This is a genomic window from Bradyrhizobium sp. BRP20 (assembly GCF_020194215.1).
Classification (GTDB): Bacteria; Pseudomonadota; Alphaproteobacteria; order Rhizobiales; family Xanthobacteraceae; genus Bradyrhizobium; species Bradyrhizobium yuanmingense.
Window position 1 is genome coordinate 385696 of sequence record NZ_JADYVY010000004.1, and the last position, 12071, is coordinate 397766.

Sequence of the window (12071 nt, forward strand, 5' to 3'; positions counted from 1 at the left end):
TTTCGCTGCTCACGGATATCGCTTTTGCTGACCCGCCGTTCCACCCTCGGCCTCCTCGCCGCAACCGCGATCCTGCCTCGACGCGCGCGCGCCCATGTCGCGCCGCCGCGCAATGAAATCCGCGACGCTCTTGCAAAGCGCTTCACCGACCTCGGCACGTCGGGCACCTTCGTCGGCTACAAGGTCGAGGACTATCTGATCGTCGCCAGCGACAAGGAGCGCTCGGGCGAGGGCAAGTTGCCGGCCTCGACCTTCAAGATTCCCAACTCGCTGATTGCGCTCGAGGCCGGTGTCGTCACTGACCCCGACAAGGACGTGTTTGCCTGGGACGGCGTCAAGCGCCCGATCGAGGCCTGGAACAAGGATCACACGCTGCGCAGCGCGATCGCGGTGAGCGCGGTGCCGGTCTATCAGGAGATCGCGCGCCGCATCGGCGAGGCGCGCATGCAGCAATATGTCGACGCGTTCGACTACGGCAATCGCGACATCGGCGGCGGCATCGACCAGTTCTGGCTCACCGGGGCCTTGCGCATCGATCCGGTCGAGCAGGTCGATTTCGTCGACCGGCTGCGCCGCCGCGCGCTGCCGATCTCAAAGCGCAGCCAGGATCTCGTTGCCGATATCCTGCCGGCGACGAAGGTCGGCGACGCCGTCATCCGCACCAAATCCGGTCTCCTGGGCGCCGAGCGCGGCGAGCCGTCGCTCGGCTGGATGGTCGGCTGGGCCGAGAAGGGCGAGGCACATACCGTGTTCGCGCTCAACATGGATTGCAAAGAGCCACGGCACATCGAGGCTCGCATGACGCTGACGCAAGCCTGCCTTGCCGAGATCGGCGCGATCTAGCGCGACCGTGTGGTTGATGGAGAAGCAACCCGATCCCACACGGTCAGCTTAAGCGCGCGGTTGCAGATCAGCCGGCACCTGAACCTCGGTCGTCGCAATCAGGCGCCAATCGGCGAGCGCGGCCAAACGGTGGGGCTCGGCCTCACGCCGGTAATCGGAGCTCAAGACGATCGCTCGAAAGGTCGCGAAGTCAGGGTAACGGACGATTGCGGCGTCGTGCCAGGCTTCGCCTTGCGCGGCCACCAGCAGAGCTCCGACAGATCCAAGCCAAGTTGGCCTGACCCCTTGCGGAGTCGCGATCTTGCGAAATGCGGGGACATAGCGCGTGAAATAGGCTTCGCGGCCGCTACAGGCCGGTAGCTCGGATTTGTCCGGGTACAAGGCCTCATCCCGATAGCGCAGAAGATTGAGCATGAAGATGGGTTGATATCCGGGCAGGCTCGAGGCTGCCATGTCGAGTGATGCATGATCGATATCGACGAACATTGTTCTCTCCGGTCGCGGGGTCTTGCTGCGCTGATATCGCCTTCGAACGCCCGGCCTTGTAGTGGTTTCGGTGTCACCGCTATGATGACGTCATGGCAACACCAAGCGGCCATCAGCAACTCCTCGGCAATTCTGAGCGCCAACCCGGCGGTCCAGCTCGAGCTGAAAGTCGACGATTTCGGGGACGGAGTTCAGGCGTTGTCGGGTTTTGCCGTGAGCGCCCGGTCAATCGCAAAGCCGCCGATCTCGCTCATGGCCTGCGAGATCGGATCACCGCGCCGGGCAAAGCCGCTAGAGAGATAATCGAACTGCGTCCGCGCCAGCCGCAGCACTTCGATCGGCACCGAGACCGCGGTCTCGTTGAGGCTGTCGACGGAGGCGCGCAAGCTGTCGAGCTCCGTCGTGAGCTTGCCGATATGTCTCTCGGCATGCTGCATCAGCTCGAGCAGCTTGCCGCGCTCGGCATCGAAGGCGGCGCGCTCGGCTGCGGTCGCGGCGGTGAGCTCGGCGAGCTGTGCCCGCAGCGCCGCGATCTGGCCGACCATGGCGTCGGAGGCGAGTTCGGCGGACTCGCGCAGCACGGCGCTGCGCGTGCTCTCTTCCTGCGCCTGATGATAGAGCCGCTCGGCCGACATCGCCCGCTGGCTCAGCGTCTCGATCATGCTGGCTGCGCGCAGCAGCATCTCGCCGTACGCCCCGACACCATGCCGGCCATGCGGCGCAGGAAGTCGATCGTTTCGGACGCTGGGTTCGGCGGCAAGGGGACGACCGTCGCGGACATCTCGGTGATGCCAGTAGGTAGACGCTGGAGCCAGGGCAGATGCTCACCGCCGTACCGACTGGGCTCACGCAACATTCGGCGCCTGATCTGACTCGGAGCAAGCCTGAATCGGTCGGCCCGGTCAACCTGCCGGGCTGCCAAATGTGAGGTCAGGAATCCTTCTGCCGCCCAATCCGCCCCAGGTGGGTGAAGCCGAACCCGGCGGAATATTTCAGGCCGTAGCCGAGCGCCCGGTCGATGCCGATATGGGCAAGCCAGATCAAGGCGATGGAGAGGGTGAGGGGCGAGGCGAGGGCGAAGCCCAGCGTCAGCAGCGCCACCGGCACCAAGTAGCTGTGGGCGGCGTTGTAGACCATCGCCCCGAACCTGGCGTCGGACAGGTAGGCCAGGAAGCTCAGATCGGGTACGAAGAACAGCAGCGCAAACACCAGCCACGACCCGTCCCAGGCCGCATAGAGCGTCACCATCCCTGCAAACAGGGTGAGGCCCTCCAGCCGCAGCAGGATGTTGACGCCGCCTGTTGCAGCGCCCGTCTCGGCCGTTCCTTCGCTCACGCTCGCCTCCTGGGCAAAACTTTGTAATTCCTTGCGCTTTCCCGCTGCGGCAGGGCAGCCCTGCGACCGCGAAAGCGGCTTTCCGGGCCGCAAAATGCCGTGTTAGAACCCGCCCATCACTTAAGAACTGGCGGGAGCAAATGAAACACATCCTGGACGCCCTTGAAGATCGTCGTGCCGGCGCAAAGCTCGGCGGCGGGGAGAAGCGCATCGAGGCGCAGCACGCCCGCGGCAAGCTGACGGCCCGCGAGCGCATCGAGCTTCTGCTCGACAAGGGATCGTTCGAGGAGTTCGACATGTTCGTCGAGCACCGCTCCACCGAGTTCGGCATGGAGAAGACCAAGGTGCCGGGCGACGGCGTCGTCACCGGCTGGGGCACCGTCAACGGTCGCAAGACTTTTGTCTTTGCCAAAGACTTTACGGTGTTCGGCGGCTCGTTGTCCGAAACGCACGCGCTGAAAATTACAAAACTCCAGGACATGGCGATGAAGGCGAGGGCGCCCATCATCGGCCTCTATGACGCCGGCGGCGCCCGCATCCAGGAAGGCGTCGCCGCGCTCGCCGGCTATTCCTACGTCTTCCGCCGCAACGTGCTTGCCTCGGGCGTGATCCCGCAGATCTCCGTCATCATGGGCCCCTGCGCCGGCGGCGACGTCTATTCGCCTGCGATGACCGACTTCATCTTCATGGTGAAGAACACCAGCTACATGTTCGTCACCGGCCCGGACGTCGTGAAGACCGTGACCAACGAGGTCGTCACCGCCGAAGAGCTCGGCGGCGCCTCGGTGCACGCCACGCGCTCCTCAATCGCCGACGGCGCCTTCGAGAACGACGTCGAGACCCTCTTGCAGATGCGTCGCCTGATCGACTTCCTGCCCTCCAACAACACCGACGGCGTGCCGGAATGGCCGAGCTTCGATGACATCGAGCGGGTCGACATGTCGCTCGACACGCTGATCCCCGACAATCCGAACAAGCCCTATGACATGAAGGAGCTGATCCTGAAGGTCGTGGACGAGGGCGACTTCTTCGAGATCGCGGAAGCCTTCGCCAAGAACATCGTCACCGGCTTTGGTCGCATTGCCGGGCGCACGGTCGGCTTCGTCGCCAACCAGCCGATGGTGCTGGCCGGCGTGCTCGACAGCGACGCATCGCGCAAGGCGGCACGCTTCGTCCGCTTCTGCGACGCCTTCAACATCCCGATCGTCACCTTCGTCGACGTGCCGGGCTTCCTGCCCGGCACCGCGCAGGAATATGGCGGCCTGATCAAGCACGGCGCGAAGCTCCTGTTCGCCTATTCGCAGTGCACCGTGCCGCTCGTCACCATCATCACCCGCAAGGCCTATGGCGGCGCCTTCGACGTCATGGCCTCCAAGGAGATCGGCGCCGACATGAACTACGCCTGGCCGACCGCCCAGATCGCGGTGATGGGCGCCAAGGGCGCGGTCGAGATCATCTTCCGCAGCGATATCGGCGACCCCGACAAGATCGCCGCCCGGACCAAGGAATACGAGGACCGCTTCCTGTCGCCATTCATCGCCGCCGAGCGCGGCTATATCGACGACGTCATCATGCCGCACTCGACAAGAAAGCGCATCGCGCGGGCGCTGGCGATGCTGAAGGACAAGAAGACGGAAATGCCGGCGAAGAAGCACGACAATTTGCCGTTGTAATAGGAGCTAGCCCGGATGAGCGCAGCGAAATCCGGCCCTTTGCCGAGGTCCCGCATGTCGCTTTGCTCATGCGGGCGACAGGCTCCTTCTGATTTGGCACGCTCGATCCAATGACCGAAGACGATCCTTCCGACGAAATCTCCGACATCGAAGATCGCATCGAGGCGCTCGCCGAGATCGCTGAGCGGTGCCGCAAGTACATCCTGGCGTCCAAGATCGCGATCGGTGGCGGGGCGGCGCTGCTGCTGGTGACGATCCTCGGTCTGTTCGGATTTGGTCAGACTGCCGCGCTCGGATCGATTGCGCTGGTGCTCGGCGGGATCGTCTCGCTCGGCTCGAATGTCTCGACGTTGCGGCAGACGGACGAGGCCATCAGTGCTGCGGAGGCGCGGCGTGCGGCGTTGATCGGCAGCATTGACCTCAGGGTCGTTGCCGATGCGCCGCTGAAGCTGGTGTGACGCGTAGGGTGGATTAGCGACAGCTAATCCACCAAGGTTTGCGTCACCGGGATCGAGAAGTGGCGGATTACGCTAGCGCTAATCCGCCCTACGTATCCTCTCCGGTGCGCTTCACGCGGCGGTCTTGAGCGTCAGCTCCGACAATTCGGCGCGGCATTCGGCGGCGTAGGCCTGGAGCCGGTCGGCGGTCTGCCGGTCGAGGATGGCCTTGGCCAACCGCTCGGCGCGGGCGATCTGTCGCTTGAGATATTCGATGCGGACCATGGGTCACCTGTCGAATTGAATCGTTCCGATGCCGGCGACTCTATGCCAAGCACAGCATCGATTATGTGAGGTGCATCACGCCCCGCGCGCCTTATCCGCCGCGGCGAAATGCGCCAGCTGGTCGGCGTGGGCTTTGGCAAACGCCGGACGTCCGGTGGCGCGCGCGACGTAGGCGCGGCAGGCAGGACTGTCCGTCAGCCCGTTGAATCCATCGATGACGCGCAGCACGTCCGCCATCAGGATGTCGGCGACGGAGAAGGAGCCCGCCAGCCATTCGCGGCTGCCCAGCACCGGCTCGAGATGCTTGAGCCGAAGCTTGAGGAAGTCATCCACGAACTTCCATGCTGCCGTGTCGGTAGGATGTCCCATGAATTTGGACATGCCCCAGGGCAGGCTGGCCATCTCCACCGAATTGAGCGCCGCGAACACCCACTCCGCCGCTTCAGTGCGGCCGCGCGGGTCCTTTGGCATCAGCCTCTCGCTGAGGCCGCCGAGATGCAGCAGGATCGCGCCGGTCTCGAAGATCGAGAGGTCGCCGTCGGTCAGCCACGGAACCTGGCCGAACGGCTGGTGGGCGAAGTGCGCGGGCCCGCGGTCGTCGAATGGCACGCTGGCGACGCGATAGGGCAAGGCGGCTTCTTCGAGGGCCCAGCGCACGCGGAAGTCGCGCACGAAGCCTCGCGGCGCTGCGGGAACCCAATCGAAGGTGGTCAGGGTGAGGTCGGCCATTTGCTGTCTCCGTGTGCCGGTTCAACGCAAAGGACGAACGAAGGGCGCCCATTCCGACACCGGCGGCGACTCCTTTTGTTGCCGGCGGCTTAACCGGCTAGGCTCGCCCCAAACAACAGGAGGAAATCCGATGCCAGCAGCCTTCTTCGTCGTTCGCGCCGTCGTGTCCGACGCCGAAAAGCGCGCTGCGTTCGACCGGTGGTACGAGACGGAACACCTGCCCGACGCAGTGAAGGTCTTCGGCGTGAGCAAGGCGTGGCGGTTCTGGAGTCTCGACGATCCCTCGCTGCACCAGGCGATGTATCAGTTCGACGACGAGGCCAAGCTGAACGCAATGCTGAAAGGCGACGCGCTGAAAAAGCTCGTCGCCGATTTCAACCGCGACTGGCCCGACGTGAAGCGCTCGCGCGAGACGCTGGTGCTGGCGCAGGAGTTTGCGACGTAGCGAGGTCCTGTAACCCGGACGGAGTTACGAATTCTTCATCTCGGCTCGCATGAATCTGAACGCCGGCTTCAGCTTCGGTTCATGGCGTTGCGGCGACATTCCTTCTGCATCACGGGTACGATGATCCAAGAAGGAAGAAACGATGGAGCGCCGGAACTTTTTGAAACTTGCCTTGGGATTGATGGCGGGCGCCGCTGCCTTCGCCGCGACCGCGGCACAGGCCGCGCCGCTGTCACCGCAGCCGCTCGCTGATCCCACTCACGCGCCGCAAGGCAATCCCGACGCTCATCCCGCTGTCACGACCAGTGAGGAAGCTGCGCAACTCGCTCCTGAGCAGGTTCACTGGCGTGGGCGTGGCCGCCACTGGGGCTGGCACCGCCGTCATTGGCGCCGGCGTCACCGGCGCTGGCGCCGCCGCCATTATTGGTAAGCTCGCGACCATTCGCGGACTCGACGGGGATCGCCGCTGGCGGTCCCCGTTTCGATTCTGGAGACGCCCGGCTCCGTGGGCGAAAGTCAGAGCCCCAAAAGAAAATGGCCGCAGCGGATGCCGCGCGGCCATTCTGGAGTGCGAAGAAGATCAGTAAGGACGGCAGCGGCCGGCGTACCAGCGGAAGCCGTAAGGGCAGACGCGCGCGCGGGGCACCACGACGACCGGCGGGGCGACCACCACGGGGGCGGGGCGCACGACGACTGCGCCACGCATCGGGCGGCACTGACCATAGGGGCCGCGATAAAACCCTCGGCCGCAGCCCTCGGCGGCGCTGGCCGCCTCGCTGAAACCGACGACGGCCGCGCTGGCGAGCATGACGGCGGCTAACAGGTATTTCATTTTTGATCTTCCTTCTCGTCCTGGGGGCAGGCTTAGGGGGATGGCGCTTGTGGCGCACAATGAATCAACAGACACGATTCGACACGTTAAAATTGGAGAAACGTGCCGGCACGTCGCGATCCAAACCTGCCAATCATGACCTGAATGCGGCATGAACGTTCCCCGCATCTGGTCCCGGACGACACGCTGGTGTCGCTAGCGGCCGAGAAAGCCCAGCACCAGTTCCTTGTACGTCTCCGGCGCCTCCAGGAACACGAGATGGCCGGTGCCGGGGATCACCTCGGCCCACGCGTTCGGCATCTTCGCGGCGAGCTGCTTCGCAAGCTCTGCGTTCTGCCCCATCTTGGCCCGCAGCGCCTCCGGCGCGAGCGGCCGGCCCGGCGCGTTGTGGTCGTCCGCGCCCATGATGAACAGAGTCGGTGTCGCGATCAGCGGGATCTCGTGCGCCACCGGTTCACGATAGATCATCTGGCCGGAAGAGACGAAGGCGCGCAGCCAGCGCGGATAGTCCGGGCTGCCCTTGATATTGAAGCGGGCCTCGATGAACGGCGTGATCGCCTCGGCCGGCAGCTTGATTGCGTAATTGGTCTGGAGCTGCTTGCGATAGCCGTCGGCGGTGAGCTTGTCCTCGGTCTCGATCATCTTCTCGGTCGGCGTCGGCGGCACGTAGAGGCGGTAGTCCTCGAGCCCGATCGGCGCGGTCAGCACCAGATGGGCGAGGCGGTCCGGATAGGCGTGAGCGATGCGCACGCCGAGCATGCCGCCGAGCGAATGCGCGACGATCTCGGCCTTGTCGATTTTGAGGTGATCGAGCAGCGCAATGGTGTTGCGCGCCAGATTGTCGAAATGCAGCTCGCCCGCCGGCTTGGAAGACTTGCCGAAACCGACCTGGTCCGGCACCACGACACGAAAGCCGGCCTCGCTCAGCATCTTGATCACGGGCGCCCAATAGCTCGACGGAAAATTGCGCCCGTGCAGCAGCACGACGGTGCGGCCGTTCGGCCGTGCCGCGGCGACATCCATATAGGCCATGCTGAGCTGCTCGCCGTCGTTGACGACGGGGAGCAAGTGCACGGGGTAAGGATAGGCAAAGCCTTCGAGCGCGATGCCATAGGGCTCGCGGGGCGTGGCATCGGCGGCGTAGGTCGATGTGAGTTGGAAAGTAAGAAGGGCGGCGGCGAGCGCGGCCAGGAAGATGCGGTTCATCACAGTCTCCGTCATGCCCGGGCTTGTCCAGGGCATTCACGTGCCAGCCGCAATAAAGACGTGGATGGCCGGGTCAAGCCCGGCCATGACGAGAGTGCACATTCACACGCAAACGTGCGATCTCACAGAGCTTGTGTGATCAGTCCTTCCCATTCGCGAACAGCGCAGCGAACTGCTTCTCGCCGGTACGGGTGAAATTCACGATACGGCTGCCGGGCGTGGGATCGCGCGCGGCCCATTTCAACTCGGCGAAGCGTTGCATCATGGCCGCGCCCAACGTGCCGGCGAGATGGTGCCGCCGCTCGCTCCAGTCGAGGCAGGCCTTGCAGACCGGGCGGCGCGGATGGCTGAGCATGTCGGGCGAGATCTGCAGGTGCTTCACAAGAAAGCGCTCGCCCTCGGCGGTCAGCTCGATCTCCTGCTTCTTCTGCCTGACCAGATGCCGCTCGCGCAAGGAGTCCAGCATCTGCACGCCGAGGTCGCCGGCGAGATGGTCGTAGCAGATCCGCGCGCGCCGCAGCGCAGGGTCCTTCGGCCCGGTGCGCACGCGCATATGGCCGGTCCGCGCGGCAAGGCCGGCGAGCCCCTCGAGCACGCCGGCGACGTCGTCGTCGGTGAGGCGGTAATAGCGGTGGCGGCCCTGTTTCTCCGGCTCGATCAGGCCGCCGGCCTCGAGCTTCGACAGATGCGAGCTTGCAGTCTGCGGCGTGATGCCGGCCTCCTGAGCCAGCTCGCTCGCCGTGAGCGCACGGCCGTTCATCAGCGCCGTGAGCATATTGGCGCGGGCGGGGTCGCCGACCAGCGAGGCGACCATGGCGATGTCAGGTCCTGATTTCATGCTTCGATGGTAACCGAAGCGTTGGCGTCGGGCAAGGGCGTATCGTGTCACCACGTCGTCATTGCGAGCGTAGCGAAGCAATCCAGACTGCGTCCGCCGAGGGTCTCCTGGATTGCTTCGCTACGCTCGCAATGACGGCGAAAACAAAGGAGCCCATCATGTCCGTCACCGTCTTCATCCGCTACCAGCTCGATCCGTTCAAGCGCGCGCAGTTCGAGGAATATTCGAAGCGCTGGCTCACCATCATCCCGAGATGTGGCGGCGAGTTGATTGGCTACTTCATGCCGCATGAGGGCACCAACAACATTGCGTCCGCCCTGATCTCGTTCGAGAGCCTGGCCGCCTATGAAGCCTATCGCAAACGGCTGCGCGCCGATCTCGACGGTATGGCAAACTTCAACTTTGCCGAGGCGGAGAAATTCATCCTCGCCGAAGAACGCACCTTCCTGCGCAAGGTGGTATTGTAGGCCCACCAACAGCAGGAGACGCCCATGATCGCCGTGATCTTCGAGGTCTGGCCCAAGCCGGAACACCGCCAGACCTATTTCGACCTTGCAGCCGATCTGAAGCCGCTGCTGCAGACCATCGACGGCTTCATCTCGGTCGAGCGATTCGAGAGCCTGACCGAGAAGGGCAAGATCCTGTCGGTGTCGTTCTGGCGGGATGAAGCGGCCGTCCAGGCCTGGCGCAACACGATGGAGCACCGCCGCACCCAGGCCAGGGGCAGGGCGCAGATCTTCGCCGATTATCACTTACGCATCGCCAGCGTCATCCGCGACTACGGCATGAACGACCGCGACGAGGCGCCGAAGGACAGCCGCTCCGTGCATGACGCGCACTAGCGGACTCGAGAACGCAGCCTTATCTCTGCGCGGCTAACAAGGGAGAGAAACATGCACGTGACGACCGCTGACAAGCGCGCGACGTTCAGGAAGATGCACGAGAGCGGCTGCTTCATCTTGCCCAATCCGGTCGATGTCGGCAGCGCGAAAGCCTTGCAGCATCTCGGCTTCAACGCGATCGCGTCATCGAGCGCGGGCTTTGCCTGGACCATCGGCAAGGCCGACAACCACGTCACCGTCGAGGACGTCTGTCAGCATCTGGCAGCATTGAGCTCGGCTGTCGACATCCCCGTGAACGCCGATTTCGAGGGTGGCTTTGCGGTCGAGCCGGACAAGGTCGCGGACAATGTCGAGCGCGGTGTGCGCACCGGCGTTGCGGGCCTCTCGATCGAGGATTCCACCGGCGACAAGGACAAGCCGCTCTACGATCGCGCGCTGGCCGTCGAGCGCATCAAGGCCTCGCGCAAGGCGATCGGCGACAGCGGCACGCTGCTGGTCGGCCGCTGCGAGGCCTATCTGTGGGGCGTGACCGATCTCAAGCTCGTCATCGACCGGCTCACCGCCTATGCCGATGCTGGCGCCGACTGCCTCTATGCGCCGGGTCTGAAGAGCCGCGAGGACATCGCCGCGGTGGTCAAGGCGGTCGCACCGAAGCCGTTCAATCTTCTGATCGGCGGCTCCGGCCTGTCGCTGCAGGAAGCCCAGGATCTCGGCGTGCGCCGCATCAGCGTCGGCGGCTCGCTCGCCCGCGCCGCCTGGGGCGGCTTCATGCGCGCGGCCAAGGAGATGGCGGAGAAGGGGACCTTCACCGAGCTCGGCGGCGGCTATCCCGGCGGCGAGCTCAACAAGATGTTCGGGTAGGCAAACGAAAGCGGCGGGATGTTGCATCCCGCCGCTCTCGCGCATCATTACGAAATGTTACTTCGCGCCGTCGGACGGAGCTGGCGTATTCGGGGCCGGCCTGTTCGGCGCTGCACCCGTGGTCACGCCCGGCTCGGTGTTGCTGCGCGGCGTCACGTCACGGATGCCGGGAGGTGCGGCCGGATTGGTCGGCTGCGTCTGCGCAGTCTGCGAGGCCGGTGTGTTGCTGGCCTCGTTGGTGGTGCTGGAATTGTTCAAGCCGTAGAACACTGCGCCCAGCACCAGGGCGACAGCGACCGCAAACAGCGCGATCTTGCCGCTGGAGGCGGGGCCTTCCCCGAGCTCGGGATCGGCCTGCAGGTCGGCATCCCGGCGCGCCGCGCGAGAGTACTCATCGTCGGCGAGGTTCGGGCGGTACGGATCGTTGGGAAAACGGTCGTCTGCCATCGATTTGGTCTCCTCGGTTATGACCCGGGGACAACCCTCAGCTGCGAGATTCTGTTCCGCCGCCTTGATGCTTTCGTCGCATGTTGCCTCGGTGTGGGGAATCGGGAACCTGTTCCATGGGAACCCGCGCCTGAGTTCGCGGGCCACGGAGAGGGAACACGCGATGTGGAGCCTGCCGCCTACCGATAGCGTGCTGCATTTCCTCTCCCTGGCTGCGGTGGCCGCGCAGGGCATGACGGCTGCGCTCGCTGCCGGACGCCGCAGCATGGATTGGCTGGGCGTCTGCTTCCTCGGCTGCATCACCGCGCTCGGCGGTGGCACGTTGCGCGATCTCTTCCTCGGACATTATCCGCTGGCCTGGGTGCAGAACCCGATCTATCTCGCGCTCGCCGGCGGCGCCGCCTTCCTCACCATCCTGTTTGCGCGCCTCGTGCACCGGCTGAAGGTCGCCTTCATCGTGCTCGATGCCATCGGTCTCGTCGTCTTCACCATGGCCGGCTGCGACGTAGCCTGGCAGTTGGATGCTTCGCTGCCGATCGTCATCGTCTCGGGCATGGTGACGGGTTGCGCCGGCGGCGTGCTGCGCGACGTGCTCTGCAACGACGTGCCGCTGCTGTTTCGCTCCGAGCTCTATGCCAGCGTCTCGGTGGTGACGGGGTTGTTCTATGCGACCGCGTTCGGTCTCAAGCTCAACGCGGAGCTCTGGACCATTTTGACATTTGTCCTCGGCATCAGCTTCCGCCTGCTTGCGGTGCGCTACAAATGGGAGATGCCGAAATTCGTGTTCACGGGGGATGAAGAGCGGTGAGCGC

17 protein-coding genes and 1 pseudogene are annotated in these 12071 nt (G+C 64.5%); 9 read left to right on the top strand and 9 right to left on the bottom strand.

The features are described from left to right. The first annotated feature begins 24 nt into the window (after positions 1-24). Positions 25-843, top strand: coding sequence for a class D beta-lactamase (blaOXA, locus tag I6F33_RS13255; RefSeq protein ID WP_225142802.1), 819 nt, complete (start codon positions 25-27; stop codon positions 841-843). A 48-nt stretch (positions 844-891) separates the two neighbouring features. Here the strand turns inward: blaOXA and I6F33_RS13260 are convergent, their stop codons facing one another. From I6F33_RS13260 to I6F33_RS13270, 3 genes and pseudogenes are all read right to left on the bottom strand, one after another. Next, positions 892-1329 (bottom strand): hypothetical protein, encoded by a 438-nt coding sequence (locus tag I6F33_RS13260; RefSeq protein WP_225113217.1) that lies wholly within the window; start codon positions 1327-1329, stop codon positions 892-894. Between the two features lie 191 nt (positions 1330-1520). Next, positions 1521-2110, bottom strand: a pseudogene (locus tag I6F33_RS13265) (hypothetical protein). 149 nt (positions 2111-2259) lie between these two features. After that, entirely contained in the window at positions 2260-2664 is a 405-nt protein-coding gene (locus tag I6F33_RS13270; protein ID WP_109143370.1) for a DUF4260 domain-containing protein, read from the bottom strand. 140 nt (positions 2665-2804) lie between these two features. Between I6F33_RS13270 and I6F33_RS13275 the strand changes: the two genes are divergently transcribed. Together I6F33_RS13275 and I6F33_RS13280 are read left to right on the top strand one after the other, a co-directional pair. Beyond that, positions 2805-4337, top strand: a complete 1533-nt coding sequence (locus I6F33_RS13275) for an acyl-CoA carboxylase subunit beta (RefSeq protein ID WP_025036964.1) — start codon at positions 2805-2807, stop codon at positions 4335-4337. Positions 4338-4447: 110 nt separating this feature from the next. Further along, on the top strand, positions 4448-4795 hold the full coding sequence (locus tag I6F33_RS13280) for a hypothetical protein (RefSeq protein WP_225142803.1): 348 nt from the start codon (positions 4448-4450) through the stop codon (positions 4793-4795). 111 nt (positions 4796-4906) lie between these two features. On the opposite strand, the gene I6F33_RS13285 is transcribed toward I6F33_RS13280, so the two are convergent. Together I6F33_RS13285 and I6F33_RS13290 are read right to left on the bottom strand one after the other, a co-directional pair. Then, positions 4907-5059, bottom strand: a complete 153-nt coding sequence (locus I6F33_RS13285) for a hypothetical protein (RefSeq protein ID WP_172783222.1) — start codon at positions 5057-5059, stop codon at positions 4907-4909. A 75-nt stretch (positions 5060-5134) separates the two neighbouring features. Further along, complete coding sequence (locus I6F33_RS13290) at positions 5135-5788, bottom strand: glutathione S-transferase family protein (RefSeq protein WP_225142805.1); 654 nt, start codon at positions 5786-5788, stop codon at positions 5135-5137. A gap of 130 nt (positions 5789-5918) precedes the next feature. Here I6F33_RS13290 and I6F33_RS13295 point away from each other — a divergent pair, with 130 nt between their 5' ends. Beyond that, on the top strand, positions 5919-6233 hold the full coding sequence (locus tag I6F33_RS13295) for a hypothetical protein (protein WP_036027558.1): 315 nt from the start codon (positions 5919-5921) through the stop codon (positions 6231-6233). A 142-nt stretch (positions 6234-6375) separates the two neighbouring features. Next, positions 6376-6663, top strand: a complete 288-nt coding sequence (locus I6F33_RS13300) for a twin-arginine translocation signal domain-containing protein (protein WP_225142807.1) — start codon at positions 6376-6378, stop codon at positions 6661-6663. A gap of 150 nt (positions 6664-6813) precedes the next feature. Here I6F33_RS13300 and I6F33_RS13305 read toward each other — a convergent pair whose 3' ends face one another. The 3 genes from I6F33_RS13305 to I6F33_RS13315 form a co-directional block, all read right to left on the bottom strand. Next, positions 6814-7065: a GCG_CRPN prefix-to-repeats domain-containing protein gene (locus tag I6F33_RS13305; protein WP_036011098.1), complete on the bottom strand. Its 252-nt coding sequence runs from the start codon at positions 7063-7065 to the stop codon at positions 6814-6816. A 195-nt stretch (positions 7066-7260) separates the two neighbouring features. Beyond that, positions 7261-8271: an alpha/beta fold hydrolase gene (locus I6F33_RS13310; RefSeq protein ID WP_225142809.1), complete on the bottom strand. Its 1011-nt coding sequence runs from the start codon at positions 8269-8271 to the stop codon at positions 7261-7263. Between the two features lie 139 nt (positions 8272-8410). Further along, positions 8411-9109, bottom strand: a complete 699-nt coding sequence (locus I6F33_RS13315) for a winged helix-turn-helix domain-containing protein (RefSeq protein WP_192893176.1) — start codon at positions 9107-9109, stop codon at positions 8411-8413. A 158-nt stretch (positions 9110-9267) separates the two neighbouring features. Here I6F33_RS13315 and I6F33_RS13320 point away from each other — a divergent pair, with 158 nt between their 5' ends. The 3 genes from I6F33_RS13320 to I6F33_RS13330 are packed head-to-tail and all read left to right on the top strand — an operon-like array spanning position 9268 to position 10812. After that, positions 9268-9576 carry an NIPSNAP family protein gene (locus I6F33_RS13320; RefSeq protein WP_036011128.1) on the top strand — a complete coding sequence of 103 codons (309 nt, stop codon included), beginning with the start codon at positions 9268-9270 and terminating at the stop codon, positions 9574-9576. A gap of 24 nt (positions 9577-9600) precedes the next feature. Beyond that, positions 9601-9951 (top strand): antibiotic biosynthesis monooxygenase, encoded by a 351-nt coding sequence (locus tag I6F33_RS13325; protein WP_225142810.1) that lies wholly within the window; start codon positions 9601-9603, stop codon positions 9949-9951. A 51-nt stretch (positions 9952-10002) separates the two neighbouring features. After that, complete coding sequence (locus tag I6F33_RS13330) at positions 10003-10812, top strand: oxaloacetate decarboxylase (RefSeq protein ID WP_225142811.1); 810 nt, start codon at positions 10003-10005, stop codon at positions 10810-10812. Positions 10813-10869: 57 nt separating this feature from the next. On the opposite strand, the gene I6F33_RS13335 is transcribed toward I6F33_RS13330, so the two are convergent. Beyond that, the gene (locus I6F33_RS13335) at positions 10870-11259 is read right to left on the bottom strand and encodes a hypothetical protein (RefSeq protein WP_225142812.1); all 390 of its coding nucleotides are present in this window, start codon (positions 11257-11259) and stop codon (positions 10870-10872) included. 163 nt (positions 11260-11422) lie between these two features. Here I6F33_RS13335 and I6F33_RS13340 point away from each other — a divergent pair, with 163 nt between their 5' ends. Next, on the top strand, positions 11423-12067 hold the full coding sequence (locus tag I6F33_RS13340) for a trimeric intracellular cation channel family protein (protein WP_225142813.1): 645 nt from the start codon (positions 11423-11425) through the stop codon (positions 12065-12067). Positions 12068-12071 lie beyond the last annotated feature (4 nt).